At 42.8% G+C, this 21,722-nt stretch carries 26 protein-coding genes; all 26 read left to right on the top strand.

The features are described from left to right. Positions 1–8: 8 nt before the first annotated feature. The 26 genes from CK1_RS13345 to CK1_RS13220 all read left to right on the top strand — a co-directional run bounded on the left by CK1_RS13345 (position 9) and on the right by CK1_RS13220 (position 21,699). A complete protein-coding gene (locus CK1_RS13345; RefSeq protein WP_021652589.1) occupies positions 9–1,403 on the top strand; it encodes a TrkH family potassium uptake protein in 1,395 nt (464 codons plus the stop codon). A gap of 13 nt (positions 1,404–1,416) precedes the next feature. Continuing rightward, positions 1,417–2,076 carry a potassium channel family protein gene (locus CK1_RS13340; RefSeq protein WP_015526730.1) on the top strand — a complete coding sequence of 220 codons (660 nt, stop codon included), beginning with the start codon at positions 1,417–1,419 and terminating at the stop codon, positions 2,074–2,076. Positions 2,077–2,112: 36 nt separating this feature from the next. Then, positions 2,113–2,889: a TrmH family RNA methyltransferase gene (locus CK1_RS13335; protein WP_015526729.1), complete on the top strand. Its 777-nt coding sequence runs from the start codon at positions 2,113–2,115 to the stop codon at positions 2,887–2,889. Between the two features lie 15 nt (positions 2,890–2,904). Then, positions 2,905–3,345 (top strand): NfeD family protein, encoded by a 441-nt coding sequence (locus CK1_RS13330; RefSeq protein WP_015526728.1) that lies wholly within the window; start codon positions 2,905–2,907, stop codon positions 3,343–3,345. 3 nt (positions 3,346–3,348) lie between these two features. Then, positions 3,349–4,290 (top strand): SPFH domain-containing protein, encoded by a 942-nt coding sequence (locus CK1_RS13325; RefSeq protein WP_015526727.1) that lies wholly within the window; start codon positions 3,349–3,351, stop codon positions 4,288–4,290. A gap of 26 nt (positions 4,291–4,316) precedes the next feature. Then, on the top strand, positions 4,317–5,315 hold the full coding sequence (argF, locus tag CK1_RS13320; RefSeq protein ID WP_015526726.1) for an ornithine carbamoyltransferase: 999 nt from the start codon (positions 4,317–4,319) through the stop codon (positions 5,313–5,315). Continuing rightward, the gene (locus CK1_RS13315) at positions 5,315–6,121 is read left to right on the top strand and encodes a biotin--[acetyl-CoA-carboxylase] ligase (protein ID WP_015526725.1); all 807 of its coding nucleotides are present in this window, start codon (positions 5,315–5,317) and stop codon (positions 6,119–6,121) included. The genes argF and CK1_RS13315 overlap by 1 nt, the downstream gene beginning before the upstream one ends. A gap of 131 nt (positions 6,122–6,252) precedes the next feature. Continuing rightward, entirely contained in the window at positions 6,253–6,621 is a 369-nt protein-coding gene (locus CK1_RS13310) for a DUF6145 family protein (protein ID WP_015526724.1), read from the top strand. 3 nt (positions 6,622–6,624) lie between these two features. Then, positions 6,625–7,599 carry a tRNA dihydrouridine synthase DusB gene (gene dusB, locus CK1_RS13305; protein ID WP_015526723.1) on the top strand — a complete coding sequence of 325 codons (975 nt, stop codon included), beginning with the start codon at positions 6,625–6,627 and terminating at the stop codon, positions 7,597–7,599. A gap of 114 nt (positions 7,600–7,713) precedes the next feature. Beyond that, positions 7,714–8,664 (top strand): glycosyltransferase family 2 protein, encoded by a 951-nt coding sequence (locus tag CK1_RS13300; protein ID WP_015526721.1) that lies wholly within the window; start codon positions 7,714–7,716, stop codon positions 8,662–8,664. Between the two features lie 269 nt (positions 8,665–8,933). Further along, a complete protein-coding gene (greA, locus tag CK1_RS13295) occupies positions 8,934–9,419 on the top strand; it encodes a transcription elongation factor GreA (RefSeq protein ID WP_015526720.1) in 486 nt (161 codons plus the stop codon). A 64-nt stretch (positions 9,420–9,483) separates the two neighbouring features. Beyond that, on the top strand, positions 9,484–11,517 hold the full coding sequence (lysS, locus tag CK1_RS13290; protein ID WP_021652594.1) for a lysine--tRNA ligase: 2,034 nt from the start codon (positions 9,484–9,486) through the stop codon (positions 11,515–11,517). A 244-nt stretch (positions 11,518–11,761) separates the two neighbouring features. Continuing rightward, positions 11,762–12,031: a DUF6462 family protein gene (locus tag CK1_RS13285; RefSeq protein ID WP_015526719.1), complete on the top strand. Its 270-nt coding sequence runs from the start codon at positions 11,762–11,764 to the stop codon at positions 12,029–12,031. Next, positions 12,021–12,248, top strand: a complete 228-nt coding sequence (locus CK1_RS13280) for a DUF6462 family protein (RefSeq protein WP_015526718.1) — start codon at positions 12,021–12,023, stop codon at positions 12,246–12,248. The genes CK1_RS13285 and CK1_RS13280 overlap by 11 nt, the downstream gene beginning before the upstream one ends. A 13-nt stretch (positions 12,249–12,261) precedes the next feature. Further along, the gene (locus CK1_RS13275; RefSeq protein WP_015526717.1) at positions 12,262–12,645 is read left to right on the top strand and encodes a TnpV protein; all 384 of its coding nucleotides are present in this window, start codon (positions 12,262–12,264) and stop codon (positions 12,643–12,645) included. A 45-nt stretch (positions 12,646–12,690) separates the two neighbouring features. Beyond that, complete coding sequence (locus tag CK1_RS13270; RefSeq protein ID WP_021651153.1) at positions 12,691–12,990, top strand: hypothetical protein; 300 nt, start codon at positions 12,691–12,693, stop codon at positions 12,988–12,990. A 109-nt stretch (positions 12,991–13,099) separates the two neighbouring features. Continuing rightward, positions 13,100–13,708, top strand: coding sequence for a recombinase family protein (locus CK1_RS13265; RefSeq protein ID WP_015526714.1), 609 nt, complete (start codon positions 13,100–13,102; stop codon positions 13,706–13,708). Positions 13,709–13,963: 255 nt separating this feature from the next. Further along, positions 13,964–16,777: a DNA methyltransferase gene (locus CK1_RS13260; RefSeq protein ID WP_015526713.1), complete on the top strand. Its 2,814-nt coding sequence runs from the start codon at positions 13,964–13,966 to the stop codon at positions 16,775–16,777. A gap of 291 nt (positions 16,778–17,068) precedes the next feature. Further along, on the top strand, positions 17,069–17,452 hold the full coding sequence (locus CK1_RS13255) for a hypothetical protein (RefSeq protein ID WP_180214226.1): 384 nt from the start codon (positions 17,069–17,071) through the stop codon (positions 17,450–17,452). 198 nt (positions 17,453–17,650) lie between these two features. Next, complete coding sequence (locus CK1_RS13250) at positions 17,651–17,791, top strand: hypothetical protein (RefSeq protein WP_015526712.1); 141 nt, start codon at positions 17,651–17,653, stop codon at positions 17,789–17,791. Positions 17,792–17,862: 71 nt separating this feature from the next. Next, a complete protein-coding gene (locus CK1_RS13245; protein ID WP_044961316.1) occupies positions 17,863–18,105 on the top strand; it encodes a hypothetical protein in 243 nt (80 codons plus the stop codon). Positions 18,106–18,790: 685 nt separating this feature from the next. After that, positions 18,791–19,201 (top strand): single-stranded DNA-binding protein, encoded by a 411-nt coding sequence (locus tag CK1_RS13240; protein WP_015526710.1) that lies wholly within the window; start codon positions 18,791–18,793, stop codon positions 19,199–19,201. A gap of 29 nt (positions 19,202–19,230) precedes the next feature. Next, entirely contained in the window at positions 19,231–19,458 is a 228-nt protein-coding gene (locus CK1_RS13235; protein WP_015526709.1) for a helix-turn-helix domain-containing protein, read from the top strand. A 242-nt stretch (positions 19,459–19,700) separates the two neighbouring features. Beyond that, positions 19,701–20,066, top strand: a complete 366-nt coding sequence (locus tag CK1_RS13230; protein WP_015526708.1) for a DUF3847 domain-containing protein — start codon at positions 19,701–19,703, stop codon at positions 20,064–20,066. After that, entirely contained in the window at positions 20,066–21,430 is a 1,365-nt protein-coding gene (gene mobQ, locus CK1_RS13225) for a MobQ family relaxase (protein ID WP_015526707.1), read from the top strand. Before CK1_RS13230 ends, mobQ begins: the two co-directional genes overlap by 1 nt. Beyond that, positions 21,430–21,699, top strand: a complete 270-nt coding sequence (locus tag CK1_RS13220; RefSeq protein WP_306288924.1) for a hypothetical protein — start codon at positions 21,430–21,432, stop codon at positions 21,697–21,699. The genes mobQ and CK1_RS13220 overlap by 1 nt, the downstream gene beginning before the upstream one ends. Positions 21,700–21,722: the final 23 nt, after the last annotated feature.

Below are 21,722 nucleotides of genomic sequence, written 5' to 3'. Positions count from 1 at the left end.
AGATATTTATGAACTTAAAAAAAGTTTCAGACGGATTGCATAAACTGAATACGTCACAAATAATTGCCCTCGGCTTTGCGGGGGTGATTTTTGTAGGTGGACTTATTTTGTGGATGCCGTTCTGCAGTGCACCCGGGCAGGCTGTTACCTTCCCGGATGCTGTTTTTACAGCGGCGACCAGCGTATGTGTGACAGGACTTTCCACAGTTGTTATGGCAGTTCAGTGGAGCCCCATTGGAAAAGCGGTTATCCTGTGCTTGATACAGATCGGCGGAATCGGACTGATCGCACTGGCGAATATGATATTCATCAGCCTCCGGCGGAAAATTTCCCTGAAAAACCGGCGGATCATCAAGGAATCCTATAACCTGGATGAAATGGGTGGAGTCGTGGCTGTAGTCCGCAGTGTGGTGAAATGCGTGTTTCTTGCAGAAGGAATCGGTGCGGTCCTGTATGCGTTTTGCTTTGTACCGGAATTTGGAATAAAAAAAGGTCTGGTGCATGCCATATTTCTGGCGGTATCTGCATTCTGCAACGCAGGGATCGATCTTTTCGGGGAAACAAGCCTTTCGGTATATGTGAGCAATCCGCTGGTCAATATCACTACGATTGGCCTGATCATTGTGTCAGGTCTTGGATTTATCGTCTGGTGGGATCTGTGGGATAAATTCCGCAAGGTTCTGAGAAAAGAGCTCTCCCCATCCAGAGTTTTTCGTGTATTGCGGCTTCAGAGCAAGCTGGTCCTTACGATGACCGGGATCCTGGTATTTTCAGGAGCATTTCTGGTATTTATTTTTGAATCCGGAAACCCTTCCACGCTGAAGGGGGCACCACTGGGAACAAAGCTCATGGCATCCTTTTTCCAGTCAGTGACAACACGTACGGCGGGATTTTATACCATGGATCAGTCGCTTTTGTCCACACCTACCGTGATCATTTCCCTGCTGTGGATGTTTATCGGAGGATCACCCATGGGCACTGCCGGTGGTGTGAAGACTACTACCATTGCGGTTCTGATCCTTTCTATTGCAGCATATCTTCAGGGAAAAAAGGATGTAGAGGTATACGGCCGCAGGATTCGTGAGAGCTATCTCCGTTCTGCCATGGTTGTTGCAGGAACCAGTGTGCTGATCCTTTTTACCATGACGGTGCTTTTGTCCGCAGTAATGCCGGGAGTGGATCTGGCAGATGTTTTATATGAGATCACTTCTGCGGGGGCTACAGTAGGACTTTCCAGAGGACTGACACCTCAGCTGAATGTGGCAGGCAAGTGGATCGTGATCCTTACCATGTATCTGGGACGTATCGGACCGCTGACACTTGGAACAGCAGTTGTGATGCGTGTACGCAACAGGCCGGGAAGCACAACGCATCTCGGTGAAGAAGATATCATGATCGGTTAAACAGGAGAATAGAATGAAAAATAAATCTTTTGCCGTGATCGGGCTTGGACAGTTTGGAATGACTCTGGCGGTGACGCTGGCAGAGTCAGACTGCGATGTCCTTGCCATTGATGACAAAGAAGAAAATATCGAAGAGATTTCCGAAAAAGTAACCTATGCGGTAAAAGCAGATGTCCGTGAACCGGGAATCCTGAAGGCTCTGGGAGTTCAGAATGTGGATGTAGCCATTATCGCGGTTGCCGAAAATCTGGAAGCCAGTATTTCCGCGACCATGCAGGCCAAGGATCTGGGAGTGCCCTTTGTAGTTGCAAAAAGTATGAATTCTCTTCATGGACGTATACTTGACAAAATTGGTGCAGATAAGATCATTTATCCGGAACAGTCCATGGGACTGCGAGTTGCCAGAAATCTTATGTCCGGCGGGTATTTGGATGTGTTTGAGCTTTCAGCGGAGTTCAGTATGGCGGAGTTTTCCATGCCGGTATCCTGGAGTGGAAAAAATCTGGTAGATCTGAATGTACGGGAGCGTTTTCACATTAATATCATTGGCATCAAGCAGGGTGAAAATGTCACGGTAGATCTGGATCCTTCCGAACCGCTTCCGGACAACTGTTCCATAATCGCCATCGGAAAAAACAAGGATCTGAATGCAAGTCGTGAGGAATTACGTTAACCGAATACGGATTGCCGGAAGGAGAGAAATAAAAGTATGATAACCAGTGTATCAAATGCAAAAATAAAAAATGTCATGCAGCTGAACCAGAAGGCAAAAGCCAGAAGAGAGCAGGGACTTTTTGTGGCAGAGGGCCGGAAAATGTTTCTGGAAGCACCGGAAAGCTGGGTTTCCCAGGTGTTTGTCTCCGAGACCGTTTCCCGGGATGGAGAGCTGATGTCTCAGGCAGAAAAATATCCCTGTGAGATCGTGAAGGATTCCGTATTTCGTCAGATGTGTGATACCAAGACTCCCCAGGGGATCCTGACAGTTCTGAAGCTGCCTTCCTGGAGCGAGGAAGAGGTACTGGCGGGAAAAAATCCTCTGGTCATGGTTCTGGAGGATCTTCAGGATCCGGGAAATGCGGGAACCATTCTCAGGACCGGTGAGGGCGCCGGCGTAAGCGGAGTTTTCCTCACAAAAACCTGCGTGGATATCACAAATCCCAAGGTGATCCGTTCTACTATGGGCTCCATTTACAGAATGCCTTTTCTATATGTGGAAGATGTGGTATCATTAGAAAAGAAGCTGAAAGAAAAGGGAATCCGCAGTTTTGCAGCTCATCTGAAGGGTGAGAATTCCTATGATCAGGAATCCTATAAGGGCGGCACCGCTTTTTTCATCGGAAACGAGGGAAAGGGCCTGACCGATCAGGCAGCGGAGGCAGCAGACTGTCTGATCCGCATTCCCATGTGCGGAAAAGTAGAATCACTGAATGCTGCCATGGCATCAGGAATCCTGATGTACGAAGCTGCAAGACAGAGAAGAGAATAAGAGAGGAGGGGTTTTATGACACCTTTGGCCTGGCTTGGAATACTGGCAATTTTACTGGTAATTGAAGCAATCACGGTAGGACTTACCACTGTCTGGTTTGCAGGCGGTGCTCTTGTGGCGTGCATTACCTCGTGGCTTGGTGGGGGAATTGTTGTACAGCTCCTTTTATTTTTCGGAGTTTCCGTGGTGCTTCTGATCTTTACCAGACCTCTGGCGGTCCGCTACATGAACAAGGGCGTGGAAAAGACCAATGCAGAGAGCCTTCTGGGAAAAAGAGCCGTAGTGATACAGCCGGTCAACAACCTGGCCCAGACCGGGCAGGTGAGGATCAATGACATCGAGTGGACTGCACGGACCGCAGATGACGGGGAAGAAATTCCAACAGGTGCAGTGGTTGAGATCGAAGAGATCCGCGGAGTGAAGCTGATCGTAAAAGAAATTAGCAAGGAGGGCTAAATTATGGGTGGAGTTGTTGTTTTGCTTGTAGTCATCGTTCTTGTGCTGTGGGTACTTGCATCCTGTATCCGCATTGTACCGCAGGCCTATGCAGTGGTACTGGAACGTCTTGGCGCTTACAAGGCTACCTGGAGTACAGGAATCCATTTCAAGGTTCCGTTCATTGAGCGTGTTGCAAGAAGAGTAAACCTGAAAGAACAGGTTGTGGATTTTCCACCGCAGCCGGTAATTACCAAAGATAATGTAACCATGCAGATCGATACGGTTGTATTTTTCCAGATCACAGATCCGAAGCTTTACGCATATGGCGTTGAGAATCCGATCATGGCGATCGAGAATCTTTCTGCTACAACACTTCGTAACATCATCGGTGATATGGAGCTGGATGAGACACTGACATCCCGAGAGGTTATCAATACCAAGATGCGTGCTTCCCTTGATGTGGCTACAGATCCATGGGGAATCAAGGTTAACCGTGTGGAGCTTAAGAACATCATTCCTCCGGCAGCCATCCAGGATGCCATGGAGAAACAGATGAAGGCTGAGCGTGAGAGACGAGAAGCCATTCTGAAAGCAGAAGGAGAGAAACGTTCCACCATCCTTGTTGCTGAGGGTAAAAAACAGTCCGCTATCCTGGATGCTGAGGCTGAGAAGCAGGCGGCGATCCTTCATGCGGAGGCTCAGAAGGAGCGTATGATCAAAGAGGCTGAAGGACAGGCACAGGCAGTCCTTAAAGTACAGCAGGCAACTGCAGAAGGACTTCGTATGATCAAGGAAGCAGGAGCAGATGAATCTGTTCTTACTCTGAAGAGCCTGGAGGCTCTTACAAAGGTTGCTGACGGTAAGGCAACGAAGATCATCATTCCGTCCGAGATACAGGGCATCGCAGGGCTGGCAACATCCCTGAAGGAAATCATGACAGATAAACCGGCAGAGCAGAAATAAATCTGTAGCCATGAGGAGGACATATTATGAATCTTAAAGGAAGAAATTTCCTGACACTGAAAGACTTTACACCGGAAGAGATCACTTACATGATCGACCTTGCAGCAGATCTGAAGGCAAAGAAAAAAGCAGGAGAGCTTCATGAGTATTACAGAGGTAAGAATATTGCCCTGATCTTTGAAAAAACAAGCACAAGAACACGCTGTTCCTTCGAGGTGGCAGCTCATGATCTGGGAATGGGTTCTACCTATCTGGATCCCACAGGCTCCCAGATCGGAAAGAAGGAGAGCATCGCAGATACTGCAAGAGTTCTTGGAAGAATGTATGAGGGAATCGAGTACCGTGGCTTCGGTCAGGATATTGTTGAGGAGCTTGCGAAGCATGCAGGTGTACCGGTATGGAATGGTCTGACAAACGAGTATCATCCGACACAGATGCTTGCAGATATGCTGACAGTACGTGAACATTTCGGCAAACTGAAAGGCCTGAAGCTTGTATACATGGGCGATGCCCGTTACAACATGGGTAATTCCCTGATGGTTGTATGCTCCAAGCTTGGTCTTGATTTCGTAGCCTGCACCAATAAGAAATATTTCCCGAATGATGAGCTTGTAGCACAGTGTCAGCAGTGGGCAGAAGAGGCAGGTTCCACCATCACTCTCACAGAGGATGTGGAGGCAGGAACAAAAGATGCGGACATCATCTACACAGATGTATGGGTATCCATGGGCGAGCCTGACGAAGTATGGACAGAGCGTATCCACGACCTGACACCATACAAGGTTACCAGACATGTAATGGAGAATGCCGGTGAAAAGGCGATCTTCCTTCACTGTCTGCCGGCATTCCATGATCTTAAGACAAAGATCGGAAAAGAGATGGGCGAGCGTTTCAACCTTACAGATATGGAGGTTACAGACGAGGTATTCGAGTCTCCGCAGTCCAAGGTATTCGACGAAGCTGAGAACCGTATGCACACCATTAAGGCTGTGATCGTTGCAACATTAGGAGAGCCGGAGAAATAATGTCAGATTTATTTAATGAAGAAATAATTTCACAGGCAACACATACAAAATGGGCGGGCAAAACCGTCCATTTTGCAAGAGAAACAGATTCCACCAACCTCTGGGGAAAACGTGCCTGGAGGGAAGAAGGCGCAGGACACGGAGAGCTGTTTGTGGCAGAATATCAGTCCGCAGGACGCGGACGTTTTACAAGACGATGGAGTGCGCCGCCGGACAGTGCCATTACTATGAGTATCCTTATCTGCCCGGAATTTTCTCCGCAGAAGGCGCCGATGCTGACACTTGTTATGGGACTTTCGGTTGCACAGGCAGTGGCAGAGCTCGGACTTGATGTATGGATCAAATGGCCTAACGATGTAGTTGTTTCCCGCAAAAAGATCTGCGGTATTTTAACCGAAATGACCATGAAGCAGGATAAGATCGGCTGTGCAGTTATCGGAGTCGGGATTAACGTAAATATGGAAAGCTTCCCAGAAGAAATGGCAGATAAGGCTACCTCTCTGTATCTGGAAAGCGGACATCCCTTTGACCGGGCACAGGTAGTCGGACTTGTGATGAAGCATTTTGAGGAAAATTATGAGAGATTTGTACAGACAGAGGATCTCAGCGGCCTGAAACCGGATTATGAGAAAATGCTGGCCAATCTGAACCAGCCGGTACGTGTACTGGATCAGAATGATCCATATGAGGGGATCGCAAGAGGGATCAATGCCGGCGGAGAGCTTCTGGTAGAGCGTGCAGACGGTACAGTCGAGGAAGTAAATTCCGGAGAGGTTTCTGTACGTGGTTTATACAGCTATGTGTAAAACATGCAGCACAGATCGGATAAAATTTCCGGCAGCGATTTTCCGTTGATGTTTTATTGCAGTAGTGGAAAAAACAAGAATCTCCCTGCTTTAGCTGCAGGGAGTGTCAAGTTATAAATAAAGGAGATTTTATGTATCAGGATAACATTGTGCTCTGCGGAGCAAGCTCTTATGAGCAGAAATATTATTTTAACCAGGATTTTGCGTCTCTTCCTGAGACGGTAAAGCAGGAGCTGCAGATCATGTGTGTGCTTTTCACAGAGGATGTAGGCGGGATCCTGACACTGGAATTTGATGAGGACGGCAGTCTGCAGTTTAAGACTGAGGCCCTGGAGGCAGATGCCCGTTTTGACGAGATCGGAAGTGCACTGAAGATCAAGGAGCTCCAGCGGGACAAAAGAGAGCTTCTGGAATCTCTGGAAATGTATTACAAGGTATTTTTCCTGGGAGATATCCCGGATGAGGAACTGCAGAAAAAAGCAGATGCCGTTGAGGAATGATCCATGAAGATGCAGTGGAAGATCGGAAATGTGGAGATACCGAACCCCTTTGTGCTTGCACCGATGGCAGGGGTTACGGATCTGGCATTTCGAAGACTTTGCAAGGAGCAGGGTGCAGGCCTGATCTGTATGGAGATGGTCAGTGCCAAGGCGATCTCTTTTCATAATAAGAATACAGAGGCGCTGATGGAGATCGATCCCGGGGAGCATCCGGTATCCATGCAGCTTTTCGGCAGCGAGCCGGACCTTATGGCAGAGGTGGCAAAAAGCATTGAGGAGCGTCCCTTTGACATTCTCGATATCAATATGGGATGTCCGGTTCCCAAGGTGGTAAATAATGGCGAGGGCTCAGCTCTTCTGAAGGATCCTCAGCTGATCGAAGAGATCGTCCGCAGTGTTTCCGGAGCAGTTTCCAAGCCGGTAACGGTGAAGGTCCGCATTGGCTTTGATGAAAATACGCCGGTGGATGTGGTGGAGATCGCAAAACGGGTGGAGGATGCCGGTGCAGCAGCCATCGCAGTTCATGGAAGGACCAGACAGCAGTATTATTCCGGTCAGGCGGACTGGGATGCTATCCGCAGGGTGAAGGAAGCGGTGACTATTCCGGTGATAGGAAACGGAGATATCGTTTCACCGGAAACTGCAGAAGCCATGTTTAAAGAAACTGGCTGCGATGCAGTGATGATCGGTCGTGCAGTACGTGGGAACCCGTGGATCTTCCGGGAGCTGAACCACTATTTCCGCACCGGGGAAAAGCTTCCCAGGCCAACCGCAGAGGAAGTCTGCGAGATGATCCTGCGCCATGCCGAAGATCAGATCGCGATCAAGGGTGAGTATATCGGGATCCGCGAAATGCGGAAGCATGTAGCCTGGTATACAGCCGGTATGCGGCACAGTGCGGGAATCCGGAGAGAATCTAATAATATTTCAAGCTATGAAGAGCTGAAAAAGCTTACAGATATGGTACTGGAGCGATAAAAGAGAAAAGTATGCCGGAGAAAACGAAACGTTCTATTGACAAGGAACGGGGCGCGTGCTACAGTCAGTTAGCGGGAATCCGCAGAAAGTTTTTTGTTTTACAGGAGAAAGATAATGGCAGATAAAATAGCAGTTTTAATTCCTTGCTACAACGAAAGCAAGACGGTAGCAAAGGTTATCCGCGATATGAAAAAAGCACTTCCGGAGGCTGTGATCTACGTATATGATAATAACTCTACAGATGGAACAGACGAGATCGCCAGAAAAGAAGGGGCAGTTGTCCGTTATGAGTATCAGCAGGGAAAAGGAAACGTGATCCGCAGTATGTTTCGGGATATCGATGCGCAGTGTTATCTTATGGTAGATGGCGACGATACTTATCCGGCAGAGTTTGCAGCTGAAATGTGCAGCAAGGTTCTGGAGAAAGGCACAGACATGGTAGTTGGTGACCGCCTTTCTTCTACATATTTTACAGAGAACAAGAGACCTTTCCACAACTTTGGAAACAGCATCGTAAGAGGTTCCATTAACCGTCTTTTCAAAAGCAACATCAAGGATATCATGACAGGTTACCGTGCCATGAGTTACCGCTTTGTAAAAACATTCCCGGTACTTTCCAGGAATTTTGAGATCGAGACAGAGATGACGATCCACGCCATCGATAAGAACATGCAGGTTGAGAATGTAGTCATTGAATATCGTGACAGGCCGGAGGGAAGTGAGTCCAAGCTGAATACTTATGCAGATGGATTTAAGGTCCTGAAGACTATTGTGAAAATGTTCAAGAATTACAAGCCGCTGGAGTTCTTCTCCCTTATCGCAGCAGTGCTGTTTGTGGTGGGAATGGTATTCTTTATTCCGGTGCTGGTACATTTTCTGGAGGTTGGGACAGTGGAAAAGATCCCGACACTGATCGTCAGCGGGTTTGTGATCCTGACAGCTATCATCTGCTGGTTTTCCGGGATCATCCTTTCTACACTGGTCAATCAGCATAAACAGGATTTTGAGTATCAGACACAGATGGTGACTAATCGTTATAAAGATCTTTTTCCAGAGAAGAAATAAGGAATCAGACCGGGCAGGATAATATAGAAAAGCCGTGTTGAAATCTGAGATTTCGCGCGGCTTTTTTTGCATATTTCAGGGACCCTTTTTCGACGTGGAATGCTTGACAATACTGGGGCTTTTCGGTATAATACAGGAATTGTGAATATCCTGAGATTTTTACGCCCTTTTTTAGAAAAAAGAGCTCTTGGGAATGGTAGCAACAGAAATATCCGAAGCTGTATTTTTTTCAGAAAAAACAGCACGGTTTTGAAAGGAAGTAAGGCAAAATGGAAGAAGCAAAGAAGAACTTACTCACATACGCAGGACTTAGAAAACTGGAAGACGAGCTGCACGATCTGAAAGTTGTTAAGAGAAAAGAAGTAGCAGGAAAGATCAAAGAGGCCAGAGAGCAGGGAGACCTTTCTGAGAACGCAGAGTACGATGCAGCAAAGGATGAGCAGAGAGATATCGAGGCACGTATCGAGGAGATCGAGAAGATCCTCAAGAACGCTGAGGTTGTAGTAGAGGACGAAGTCGATCTTGACAGAATCAGCGTAGGCTGCAAGGTTAAGGTTCATGATTATGAATTTGAGGAAGATATGGAGCTGAAGATCGTAGGTTCCACAGAGGCTAACAGCCTTGAGGGAAAGATCTCCAATGAGTCTCCGGTAGGTAAAGCACTGATCGGTGCACACACCAACGATATCGTTGAGGTTGAGATGCCGTCCGGAATCATGAAATACAAGGTTCTTGAGATCCAGAGAAACGTATAAAGCAGACAACGGAGCGGATCGTACAGATCCGCTTGAAAGACAGATAGATTAAGGAGGCCAACAAGTGGCAGAGCAGAAGAAGCAGGATGTAAACCAGCTGCTTAAGGTACGTCGTGACAAACTGGCAGACCTTCAGGCAAATGGCAGGGACCCGTTTCAGATCACAAAATTTGATCAGACACATCATTCCCTTGAGGTAAAGAATCTCTATGAAGCACATGAGGCAGAGCTTCTCAAAGATCGCAAGGAACTTGATGTAACAGGTCTTGATGAAGAGCAGGCAAAAGAGGCTCAGAAGAAGGATTATGAAGAAAGAAGAAGCATCATGGACGCAAGCCCGATCCATGTATCAATCGCAGGACGTATGATGTTCAAGCGTGTAATGGGAAAAGCTTCTTTCTGCAATATCCAGGATTTACAGGGTAACATTCAGGTTTATGTGGCAAGAGATGCCATTGGAACCGATTCCTATGCAGATTTCAAGAAATCTGATATCGGCGATATTTTTGGTCTGGAGGGATTTGCTTTTAGAACAAGAACAGGTGAGATCTCCATTCATGCAGAGAAGATGACTCTTCTTTCCAAGAGCTTACAGATCCTTCCTGAGAAATTCCACGGACTGACAGATACAGATACCCGTTATCGTCAGAGATATGTGGATCTTATCATGAACCAGGACAGCAAGAATGTATTCATCAAACGTTCCCAGATCCTTAAGGAGATCCGTAACTTCCTTGCAGGACGTGACTTCATGGAAGTTGAGACACCAATGCTGGTTTCCAACGCAGGCGGTGCAGCTGCAAGACCATTTGAGACACATTATAACGCACTGAACGAAGACGTTAAGCTTCGTATTTCCCTGGAGCTTTATCTTAAGAGACTGATCGTAGGCGGACTTGAGAGAGTTTACGAGATCGGCCGTGTATTCCGTAACGAGGGTGTTGATACCCGTCACAATCCGGAGTTCACTCTGATGGAGCTTTATCAGGCATATACTGATTATGAGGGAATGATGGAGCTGACAGAGTCCATGTTCCGTTACCTTGCAGAGAAGGTCTGCGGTTCCACAAAGATTTCCTACAATGGTATCGAGATCGATCTTGGAAAGCCTTTCGCACGTCTGACCATGAACGATGCCATCAAGAAATATGCAGGAATCGACTTTGATGAAGTAGCAGATGATGAGGCAGCCAAGAAGCTTGCTGACGAGCATCATATCGAGTATGAGGATCGCCATAAGAAGGGTGATATCATCAACCTCTTCTTCGAGGAGTACTGTGAGAAAGAGCTGATCCAGCCGACATTTATCATGGATCATCCGATCGAGATCTCTCCGCTGACCAAGAAGAAACCTTCCGATCCGAACAAGGTAGAGCGTTTCGAGCTCTTTATCAATACATGGGAAATGTGTAACGCATATTCCGAGCTCAACGACCCGATCGATCAGAGAGAGCGTTTCAAAGCACAGGATGCTCTTGCAGACGCAGGTGATGAGGAAGCCAACCACACAGATGAAGACTTCCTGAATGCACTGGAGATCGGTATGCCGCCAACAGGTGGTATCGGATACGGAATCGACCGTCTCGTTATGCTCCTGACAGACAGCCAGGCAATTCGTGACGTACTTCTGTTCCCGACAATGAAGTCACTGGACGCTGATAAGAAAGTTTCCAAGACAACAAACAGCACTTCTGAAGCTGCACCGGAGAAAGAAGAAGTGATCGATTTCTCTAAGGTAAAAGTGGAGCCGTTATTCGAAGAATTTGTAGATTTCGATACTTTTAGCAAGTCTGATTTCAGAGCTGTAAAGGTAAAAGCATGTGAAGCTGTTAAGAAATCCAAGAAGCTTCTGCAGTTCACTCTGGATGACGGAACAGGCACAGATCGTACGATTTTAAGCGGTATTCACGCTTATTACGAGCCAGAAGAACTGGTAGGCAAGACACTGATCGCTATCACAAATCTGCCTCCAAGAGCTATGATGGGAATTGAATCCTGTGGTATGTTGCTTAGTGCAATCCACGAAGAAGAAGGAGAAGAAAAACTTCATCTTCTGATGGTTGATAACCACATTCCGGCTGGTGCAAAGCTGTACTAAAATTAAATATAAAATGTCTAAAACCATGATGTCAGACCGCATTTGACAACAATTTGACAACAAAATTTGGGATAATAATGAATCGTTATGAAGCATGACGAATTTCAGGTGGAAAGACACGGGTTTGGCAATGAAGCAAGAGCACTTCTTAGAGTTGATCTAAGAGGTGCTTTTTTCGTGGAAAAGTTATATTCCGGCAGTCAACTTCTGTAAAACAGTAAATCTAATTTTGGAGGAAAGCATTATGAATGAAAAGTACAAACCGATTACAAGTATGAAGGAAGTTCCGGAACATTTAAGAAAATTACGCCGACAGTATCTGCGATATCAACAGGCAGAGATTATTTACAGTATCTCTCATAAGAAACTCTTAGAGCTTGCCAGTGATGCAGGAGCTATTTACAGAATTGATGGAACGGTACTGATTCGTCGTGATATTTTTGATGATTACCTGGAACGTTTCCATGAACCGGCAACAGGAAAAGATAAGGAGAAGAAGACAGATGAGCGGTAATGTATGGATGTTTTCAGATGAGATTGACGATGAAGATCTGGAATTTATGAGCCATGACTATGTGACCTACAATATGGCGTGTGAGTATTACCGGTTGGGAATGAAACCTGTTATTCGCATGGCACATGAAGCTGGAGCAGTCTATAAGATTGGAAAGAAAGTTTTGATTCGAAGAAGTATATTTGAAGCATATTTACGTGAGCAAAGGAAAATCTGAGGGAGGCAAGCACATGAGCGAATTAAGAAAAAAGATACATGATGATAATAATGGATTGGATTATGTACTGGTAGGAGATTATTATCTGCCAGTGTTATCCTTACCGGAAGAAACCAGACCGATTGGCTGCTGGGGGATGCTACGGAAGGAATATCTGAAAGAACATAAATCAGGAATGTATAGCTGTCTTCTTCTGACCGCCAGGCTGGACAGTCATCTGGCAGATGTGAATGAACAGGCACAGGAACGCTTTGAGCTGATTGAAGCACAGATGAGAAGTGCTGAGGGCGTAACAGAGGACTTGAAAGCACAGAATCCTATGGAATGGGTTCGCAGGGCAAATAATATCAGGAATCGTGCACAGGAAATTGTATTGAACGAATTGGTGTATGTATAGGAGGGCAAATGAGATACAGGATTGAGAAAGAGCAGGTGGGAATCTATGAAAATGACAAAAGAAATTGAAGAATTTTTAAATCTGGCAATAACAGAACACATGGGAAAGGCATATACGGACTGGAAATTAAAACAGCAAACAGATACAGAACCAGATAAAGTCGAGGAAGAATATGAAAAAGTAATAGTTTCACTTTCGCCGGAGCAGGAAGAAGCGATTACGAAATATTGTGATGCTATATTCAACAGTGGAGCAGATACAGAGGAATTCTTTTATCGACTGGGATTAAAAGATGGGATGAAGTTGAAAAAGTGCATGAAACAGATCCTTAAAGCATTGTCCTGAATAAGAGAGTAGTTTAGAGTGAAAAAGTTCAGAGAAGACATGGGGAGCTGTCTTTCTTTTGGGGAAGACAGCTTTTCACCTATCAGAGACTATGCAGGAGGAAACAAGGATGGGAAATATATTTGGATATATACGTGTCAGTAGTCGGGATCAGAACGAAGATCGGCAATTGATTGCATTGAAGGAGTTGGCTATCCCAGAAAAGAATATTTTTATTGATAAACAGTCTGGAAAAGACTTCAAGCGCCCACAATACAGAAAAATGATTCGACGTGTCCGGAAAGATGATCTTCTTTATATAAAAAGTATTGATCGCTTAGGACGTAACTATGCGGAAATACTGGAACAGTGGAGAATTCTCACAAAAGATAAAGGAATTGATATTGTGGTTCTTGATATGCCTTTACTTGACACTCGCCGGGGAAAAGATTTGATGGGAACGTTTCTGTCAGATATTGTATTGCAGGTACTGTCATTTGTAGCAGAAAACGAAAGAACAAATATTCGGCAAAGGCAGGCAGAAGGTATTGCAGCGGCAAAAGCCAGAGGTGTGCGGTTCGGTAGACCACCAAGCAGATTGCCAGATAATTTTCACGATGTGTATCAGCGGTGGAAAAACGGGAAAATAACTGGAACGTCTGCTGCGAAAGAATGTAATATGCCCTTATCAACTTTTCGGTATCGTGCAGAAATTTACGAAAAAGCCAAATTATTGTAAGGTGGGTGTTTTACATGAAAGTGTACTTTTTGACAAGTGCTTTGGAGGTATCGTCAACGAACTTCTATCGTTGGAAGATAGGCTGTTTTATGATATTATGGAGTAGTAGAGAAAAAATGAGCATTTTACAGGAAAGTACACATTTTTGCAGATGAATGATGATATACAGATACATGATAAGTATCGGTACTTTACCTGTCTGAGTTAATAGATTATGAATATGAGAGCTTACGGATACGCAGGAGGAAAAAAACGATGACCGATGCAGAACAGAGGGAAGCTGCCCGCCAATTTGCAAATAAATGGAAGGGGAGAGGAAGAGAAGATGAGGATGGAAGATCATATTGGATTGATTTTCTGTCAAACGTTCTTGGAATGGAGAATGTGACAGATCGTGTGGAATTTGAGAAAAAAGTTGTGGTAGATGGAAATACAAAAAGAATTGATGTGTATATTCCAGAAACGCATGTATTGATTGAACAAAAGAGTCTTGGTAAAGCACTGGACCATAAGATTATGAATTCTGGTTCAATAGAACTGACGCCGTATGATCAAGCAAAACGATATAATGATAATCTCCCATATGATGAAAAGGCACGTTGGATCATTACCAGCAATTTCTCTGATATATGGATTTATGATATGAATGCCAGAGTACCGGAGGCAGTAAAAATATCATTGGATGAAATACCGAGTAAGTATCCGTTGCTTGATATTTTAATAAAGAAAGATGTGCAGAAAATCTCTCACGAGATGGAAGTATCGATTAAAGCAGGAGATATTGTTGGACTGCTTTATGAAGCATTCCTTACACAGTATAAGATTCCAGAAGTAAAAGCGAAAGAGGAAACCATTGAACAAAAAGAGAAAAGAGAGCATAAACTGAAAAGTCTGAATGCTTTATGTGTTCGAATTGTGTTCTGTCTTTATGCCGAGGATGCTGGGATTTTTGGAAAACGGAATATTTTCCATGATTATCTGAAAGCATATGAAGTGAAAGACTGTAGGCGTGCATTACTGGAACTGTTTAAAGTCTTGGATACACCTGTCTCTGAGAGAGACGAATATTTAGAAGAAGATTTAGCACAGTTTCCGTATGTGAATGGTGGATTGTTTTCAGATGAAACTATTGAGATTCCGCCGTTGACAGAAGAAATCAAAGAATTACTTTTGACCAAAGCTTCTGAAGATTTTGACTGGAGTGATATATCCCCTACAATTTTTGGGGCAGTGTTTGAGTCAACGTTAAATCCAGAAACGAGAAGATCCGGTGGAATGCACTATACAAGTATTTCCAATATACATAAAGTGATTGATCCGTTGTTTCTCGATAAATTGCAGACGGAATTTCATGAGATTTTGAAAATACAGGTGCAGAGGACAAAAGTAAAACGTCTGGATGAATTTCAGAATAAACTGGCTTTACTGACATTTTTAGATCCGGCTTGTGGTTCGGGAAATTTTCTGACGGAAACATATTTATCACTTCGACGGTTAGAAAATGAAGTCATTCGTGAAAAAGTTGGTGGTCAGATGACGTTGGGAGATGTTCATAATCCAATCAGAGTATCCATTCAACAATTTTATGGAATTGAGATCAATGACTTTGCCGTGACAGTAGCAAAGACAGCTTTGTGGATTGCAGAATCACAGATGATGGAGGAAACAAAAAATATTGTATATGGGTTCAATGATGATTTCCTTCCGTTGAAGACGTATGTAAATATTGCAGAAGGTAATGCACTGAAGATAGATTGGAACAGCGTTGTTTTGGCTAAGTCATTATCTTATATAATGGGGAATCCACCTTTCGTTGGTGCAAGGTGGATGGGAGAAAAACAAAAAGAAGATGTTGCTGATATATTTGCTGGATGGAAAAGTGTAGGTAATCTCGATTATGTAAGTTGCTGGTATAAAAAGGCATCTGATTACATGAAGGAAAATATAAATATCAGAGCAGCTCTTGTATCGACTAATTCAATTACTCAGGGAGAGAGCGTTTCCATTTTGTGGAAACCACTGTTTGAAGATGGAATACAAATTGATTATGCATATAGAACATTTATATGGGATAGTGAGGCTTCAATCAAAGCACATGTACATTGTGTCATTATAGGATTTAGTAGAAAAAATGGTGCAGAGTATCAGAAGAAGATATATTCCAAGGACGATATAATAGTAGCAAAAAATATTAATGGTTATCTGCTGGATGCAGATAATATTTCAATTGAAAAAAGAATGAAACCTTTATCAGATGTTCCACCTATTTCATTAGGAGGACAGGCAATAGATGGCGGATATTTGATACTTACGGAAGAAGAAAAAGAAGAATTGATATCTAAAGAGCCACAGGCAATATCTTTCATCAGACATTATATGATGGGAAAAGATTTTATTGATAGAAAACCAAGATATTGTATATGGCTGGTTGGGGCAGATCCATCATTATTGAAACGGTGTCCGCTTGTCAGAGAAAGAATTGATAAAGTTCGTGAATTTAGAATGGCAAGCACGAGAAATAATACAAGAAAAGCTGCAGATACTCCAGGATTATTTGCATCAATACTTGAATATGATTCTCCGTATATAGCGATACCGAAGGTGTCATCACAAAACAGAAGATATATTCCAATGGATTATCTGGATGGTGAAATTATTCCGGGTGATAAACTTTTTACAATGCCATCTGCAACAAGCTATGAGTTTGGTATATTGATGTCGAATGTTCATATGGCATGGACAAGAGTTGTATGTGGCAGATTAAAGAGTGATTATAGTTATTCTAATACGATTGTTTACAATAATTTCCCATGGCCGTCACCTACGGATGAACAAAAAGAAAAGATAAAGAAAACTGCACAGGCAATCTTAAATGCCAGAGCACTTTATCCAAATAGCAGTCTTGCAGATCTTTATGACCCGTTGACTATGCCGCCGGAATTACTTAAAGCACATAACGCAAACAACAGAGCTGTGATGGAGGCTTATGGATTCAGCACTAAAATGTCGGAAGCCGATTGTGTGGCAGAATTGATGAAAATGTATCAGAAGCTGACAGAAGAAAAATAGAAAATAATGATTAACCGAAAAGGCATTACCCGCAAATGCTTAGTGCCTTTTGTTTTGACTACTATAAAAATTGTATCTGTTTTCAGTTAAATTCTTTTAAATAAAAAGTATTCGCATGAGTTTTAATACAAATGTACAAAATGACAAGTGAATAAATAATAAAATAATAGAAGAACAAAAGATGAATAAAAAACAAATAAAAGACGAAAAGAAAACAAGAAAATAAATAGGATTGAACAGAATGGATGAATATGTTATAATCATATAGAAAACAGAAAGGAGGCGAGCAGAGTGATTGATTTATCAAATTTTAAGACGTTTGACTTTAGCGAGGGTGTACCATATATTTCGATTACAAGTAATGGTATTACATTCAACAAATCTGTAATCATGAAGATGAAATACCCAACATATGTAAAGCTTCTGATAAACGAATCTGATAAACAGATTGCGGTTCAAGCATGTGATGAACATGATGATAAGTCAGTACAGTTTTATAAGGAAAAATCAAATGGTGTTTTGTCGGTTCGATGGAATGCAAAAGATTTGATTAACACGATTGCAAGAATTTGTGATTGGGATTTGAGTCAGTTGTCGTATCGAGTAAATGGCGTATTAGTTCCAGAAATGAATTTAATGCTGTTTGATTTGAATGAAGCAGTCACTATGATATAAGGCTTGCAACTTTTCTGATTCCAAAAAAAGAGTTCATTTGAGATTAGGGCCTCAAACGAACTCTGGCGGAAATAGCAGAGACAAAAGATCATCTACTAAAACCATATCTTTCAAATATATTTTAGTATTTGTTTCTGCCAATTTCCATACTTTTTCGGATTCGTCTGAGAAAAATCTTTTGGAAAGGAGGCAGATTGCATGGTAAAATGTGACCAGACTGACATGGTTTTTACAGCATATATTACATTAAGAAATGGAAATCGTTTATATGCTAAGCAGGTTGGCAAAAAGGTATTTTGCTTTCCACGTAAAGAAGCCAAAGAAAAGAACGATAAATAAATTATAAGTAACAATATGTTCGAGAATGTTTGATGATCACATTCTCTCTTAAAAAGAAAGAGAGACAAAACATGAATAAAAAATCAAGTGGACAGAAATTATCAACACAGGCTTCAAAAATTATGAGATCGAATAATAGTTCTCAAATTCAGAAGTCATTAGCTGCAAGTGTATTGTCACAGAGAAACACCGGAAAAATTACTGGTAAAGCTATGGAAACAAAGGCATCTATGGTAATGAACAGTAATAAGTATTCTGGAACAACAAAGAGTTTAGCTGCAAGTGTACTTTCGCAATCAGATAAAAACAGATAAATAATGATTATCCCAAAGGGCATTAACCGTAAATGGTTAGTGCCTATTTTTTTGCTTTTTTTCAAAATCATCTGACATTATATCCTTTGCCACGTGTGATTAGTGGAAAAATGATTTTTCTAAGAAAATATCTGCCCTCACGTTCTATGTGACAGGTAATTAGTGAAGAAATATTTCATTTATGTATAACAAACTTGCAAAAGAGGGTTGGTAAATACCGTTTTTAAAGCTTTATAGGTAGAGGAACAATTATTTTTCAAAATCATGTCCGTTTTTATACGCCTCAGTACAGAGTATATGAAGGAACTAACGAAAACAAAAGGTAAGGTAATAAAAACGCAAAAAATATCACGAATTTTTTGCATCGTGCCAGGTCATTTGACTTTAGTAATTAGAGGACGTTTTGAAAATGTTCCTTTGTTGAACCTTGACAACTGATAAGTGCACCCTGGAAGTCTACCAGGAGTCTTGCCATGACCTTTCTTTTCTGAAAGTGAGCGAGATCATAATGACACTCCCGATGATGGGCGGCTGACCGGAGCCTTATGGTCAGTGACCTGTATATGCAGGCAGAGGCAGTCTGAGATGGCTGCAGGTGACAGGGAAACGCACGGAAACCGCTGGCGAAAAAGTAACTGATAATAATATTCACAGGGCGAAATGCCTGGAAAGGATGATAATGACTATGAATAAGGTTATTTTAATGGGAAGATTGACAAAAAATCCGGAAATTAAATATGCCGGGAAAGATAATGATATGGCAGTAGCAAGATACATGCTGGCAGTAAACAGAAGATATAAACGTGATGGGGAACAGGAAGCAGATTTTATTTCCTGTGTAACATTTGGAAAGAGTGCAGAGTTTGCACAGAAATATCTTCATAAAGGAATGCGGATTGTGATCGGTGGTCGTATCAGTACTGGTAATTATAAGGACAAGGATGGAAAGATGATTTATACCACGGATGTAATTGTGGAAGAGCATGAATTTGCTCAGAACAAGGACAACAGCGGTGGTGAAAACTCAACTGGTACACCGAAAACAGATAAGGACGGATTTATGGAAGCAGCAGAAGGTGAGATCCCATTTGACTAATCTGGAATAAGTGGTTGGAGGTGTGGATTATGGGTGTGAGTTATAACAGATTATGGAAAATGCTCATTGATAAAAATATGAAGCGAGTAGAGATGCAATACCTCGCCGGAATCAGCGGAAATATTCTTGCCCGGATGGGAAAAAACAAGTATGTGTCCATGGAGACAGTTGAGAAGATCTGTAAAAAAATGGACTGTACCATTGATGAGATGATGGAATTTACGGATGATGAAAATAGCACGCCGGATACGGCATAATTCTCTTAGCAAGCTAAGAGCGCACTTCTATACAGGCAATTACATCTGCCTGTATCGTGCGACCTGCGGTGCTGTTCCCGGATTTGAGAAATCTTAATCCGGGAATGTAGCGAAATCATAGATTTCGGACAAGGGGATAGCTCCCCTTGCGGCACAGGTGCCTATCTCATTTATATCAGGGAATCAGCATTTATGAGAGAAAGCTGGTTCTTTTTGTTTGTGAAAATAAGGAGAGACAGACAATGACCAGAGAGAAGAACCCCAAATATGAATCCATGTCACTGGAAGAATTGAAAGCCAACATGGAAAAAAGTAAAAAGGAACTTGAACAGGCAATGCACAATAAGAATATTCTGGAACAGAGAAAAAAGCTGATCGAGAGGAAAGAACGATCACACCGATTGGTGGTTAAAGGTGCTGAGTTTGAAAAAGCGTTTCCTATGTCCAAAGATCTTGAGCAGGAGGATTTCCAGAAAGTAATGAATGAAATGAAAGTTCTTAAATACAACAGAGATACAGTCCGGGATAGATATCTGGAGGCAGGAAGAAAGGAACGACAGCAGATTGCTGAAGAAGTAGAGAAAACCACGAAGGGAGATGATAGCTGATGGCACTTTATCATTTTTCTGTAAAGCAGGTATCCAGAGGAAAAGGGCAGACAGTGGTGAATTCGGCTGCGTATATTTCCGGGCAAAAATTGTATAACGATTATTATGGACAAGTCCATGATTACACGAGGAAATCCGGTGTGATGTTTACAGAAATCCTCAAACCGGATTATGTGCCGGAACGATTATCAGACAGGGAAACATTATGGAACGAGGTAGAGAGAGCAGAAAAGGGCAAGCGGGCACAGCTTGCCTATTCTTTTGACATTGCATTGCAGAATGAACTGACGTTAGAGGAGAATATCCAACTGGCGAGAGAATTTTGCCAGGAACAATTTGTGGCACGTGGCATGATTGTGGATCTGGCAGTTCATGAGGGAAAATCAAAAGATGGAGATGAACCGGATAATCCTCATTTTCATGTACTTGCTCCAATTCGTCCTTTTACAGAAGAAGGAATTTGGGGAAATAAACAGAAACGGGAATATGTTTTAGACGAAGAAGGAAACAGGATAAAAGATGCCAAAGGAAAGTATGTCTTCAATGCTGTTTCTACTACCGGTTGGAACGATCCTGAACTTTTAAAGGAATGGAGAAAGGCATGGACCGAGAAAGTGAATGATAAATTCCGGGAGTGTCATATGGCAGCAAGAATCGACCATCGTTCCTATAAAGAACAGGGAATTGATCTGATCCCGACAATTCATGAAGGGTACGAAGTCAGAGCAATGGAGAAGAAGGGAATCAAAACAATCATTGGAGAGTTGAATCGGGCGATCCGGCAATTCAATCAGATGTTCATTTCCTTAAAAGAATCTATCCAGTGGATGAAAACAGCCTATGAAGAAATGAAAATGGAACTGGATCGAAGGCAGCAGAACCCGACGCTTTTGGAGAGTCTGCAAGATTATTATGATAAAAAAACGCAGAATAGCCCGAAACTTTCAAATTTTTATGCGGAGATGGAACGAAGGGGAAAGAAAATTTCAAACTTACAGGAGTTTGCAAAATCCATCAATTATCTTCAGGTACACAACATTGAGACAATGGACGATTTACAAACACGAATTCAGGAACTGAATGGAATTATTTCTGCCAGCAAAGCTGAAATCAGTGAAAAGAGAGAACAACTGAAAAACCTGGAAGATTTGGAAAAGAAGATGCAGGTATTGAAGCAGAATCAGCCGTTGATAGATGAATACAACCACTTCTTTTTCCAGAAAAGACGGGAAAAGTTTTATACGGAGCATAAAAAAGCGATCAATTATTATCGTAAATGTGAGCGTGAACTAAAACCATACCGGGATAAAAAGGGACGGCTGCCAGAATCCAGATGGAAAAAGAAAAAGAAGATCTCCGTATAATGATTGAAGAATTAAAAGCTGATAATCAGCCCTATCAGGATGAGCTTGCCTTTGTGAAAAAGGTACAGAGATGTGCTGATATTGCCAGGCGAGATCGTGAAATGCCAGAAACAGATACTTCCGGGCTTTCAGAAGAAAAAAGAGAAATGCCGGAGCAGGAATCGAAACAGAAATCTTCTATTCATGGCAGACTGGCGGAGAACCAGAAACTGATTGAGGAAGAAAAAGTGAAAAATCGACAAATGAAGAAAAACGAAGTAATGAGATAAGTTTATAAAAATCTGTTGCAGGA

The sequence above is a fragment of the Ruminococcus sp. SR1/5 genome (assembly GCF_000209835.1).
GTDB classification, from domain to species: domain Bacteria; phylum Bacillota; class Clostridia; order Lachnospirales; family Lachnospiraceae; genus Blautia_A; species Blautia_A fusiformis.
Note: the sequence above shows the minus strand (reverse complement) of the source record. Positions and strands in the feature narration are given on the sequence as shown.

What these genes read in the sequence shown, in the direction of transcription:
- CK1_RS13345 (WP_021652589.1), top strand. Translation starts at nt 9, where the DNA reads ATGAACTTAAAAAAAGTTTCAGACGGATTGCATAAACTGAATACGTCA.
- CK1_RS13340 (WP_015526730.1), top strand. Translation starts at nt 1,417, where the DNA reads ATGAAAAATAAATCTTTTGCCGTGATCGGGCTTGGACAGTTTGGAATG.
- CK1_RS13335 (WP_015526729.1), top strand. Translation starts at nt 2,113, where the DNA reads ATGATAACCAGTGTATCAAATGCAAAAATAAAAAATGTCATGCAGCTG.
- CK1_RS13330 (WP_015526728.1), top strand. Translation starts at nt 2,905, where the DNA reads ATGACACCTTTGGCCTGGCTTGGAATACTGGCAATTTTACTGGTAATT.
- CK1_RS13325 (WP_015526727.1), top strand. Translation starts at nt 3,349, where the DNA reads ATGGGTGGAGTTGTTGTTTTGCTTGTAGTCATCGTTCTTGTGCTGTGG.
- argF (WP_015526726.1), top strand. Translation starts at nt 4,317, where the DNA reads ATGAATCTTAAAGGAAGAAATTTCCTGACACTGAAAGACTTTACACCG.
- CK1_RS13315 (WP_015526725.1), top strand. Translation starts at nt 5,315, where the DNA reads ATGTCAGATTTATTTAATGAAGAAATAATTTCACAGGCAACACATACA.
- CK1_RS13310 (WP_015526724.1), top strand. Translation starts at nt 6,253, where the DNA reads ATGTATCAGGATAACATTGTGCTCTGCGGAGCAAGCTCTTATGAGCAG.
- dusB (WP_015526723.1), top strand. Translation starts at nt 6,625, where the DNA reads ATGAAGATGCAGTGGAAGATCGGAAATGTGGAGATACCGAACCCCTTT.
- CK1_RS13300 (WP_015526721.1), top strand. Translation starts at nt 7,714, where the DNA reads ATGGCAGATAAAATAGCAGTTTTAATTCCTTGCTACAACGAAAGCAAG.
- greA (WP_015526720.1), top strand. Translation starts at nt 8,934, where the DNA reads ATGGAAGAAGCAAAGAAGAACTTACTCACATACGCAGGACTTAGAAAA.
- CK1_RS13285 (WP_015526719.1), top strand. Translation starts at nt 11,762, where the DNA reads ATGAATGAAAAGTACAAACCGATTACAAGTATGAAGGAAGTTCCGGAA.
- CK1_RS13280 (WP_015526718.1), top strand. Translation starts at nt 12,021, where the DNA reads ATGAGCGGTAATGTATGGATGTTTTCAGATGAGATTGACGATGAAGAT.
- CK1_RS13275 (WP_015526717.1), top strand. Translation starts at nt 12,262, where the DNA reads ATGAGCGAATTAAGAAAAAAGATACATGATGATAATAATGGATTGGAT.
- CK1_RS13270 (WP_021651153.1), top strand. Translation starts at nt 12,691, where the DNA reads ATGAAAATGACAAAAGAAATTGAAGAATTTTTAAATCTGGCAATAACA.
- CK1_RS13265 (WP_015526714.1), top strand. Translation starts at nt 13,100, where the DNA reads ATGGGAAATATATTTGGATATATACGTGTCAGTAGTCGGGATCAGAAC.
- CK1_RS13260 (WP_015526713.1), top strand. Translation starts at nt 13,964, where the DNA reads ATGACCGATGCAGAACAGAGGGAAGCTGCCCGCCAATTTGCAAATAAA.
- CK1_RS13250 (WP_015526712.1), top strand. Translation starts at nt 17,651, where the DNA reads ATGGTAAAATGTGACCAGACTGACATGGTTTTTACAGCATATATTACA.
- CK1_RS13245 (WP_044961316.1), top strand. Translation starts at nt 17,863, where the DNA reads ATGAATAAAAAATCAAGTGGACAGAAATTATCAACACAGGCTTCAAAA.
- CK1_RS13240 (WP_015526710.1), top strand. Translation starts at nt 18,791, where the DNA reads ATGAATAAGGTTATTTTAATGGGAAGATTGACAAAAAATCCGGAAATT.
- CK1_RS13235 (WP_015526709.1), top strand. Translation starts at nt 19,231, where the DNA reads ATGGGTGTGAGTTATAACAGATTATGGAAAATGCTCATTGATAAAAAT.
- CK1_RS13230 (WP_015526708.1), top strand. Translation starts at nt 19,701, where the DNA reads ATGACCAGAGAGAAGAACCCCAAATATGAATCCATGTCACTGGAAGAA.
- mobQ (WP_015526707.1), top strand. Translation starts at nt 20,066, where the DNA reads ATGGCACTTTATCATTTTTCTGTAAAGCAGGTATCCAGAGGAAAAGGG.
- CK1_RS13220 (WP_306288924.1), top strand. Translation starts at nt 21,430, where the DNA reads ATGATTGAAGAATTAAAAGCTGATAATCAGCCCTATCAGGATGAGCTT.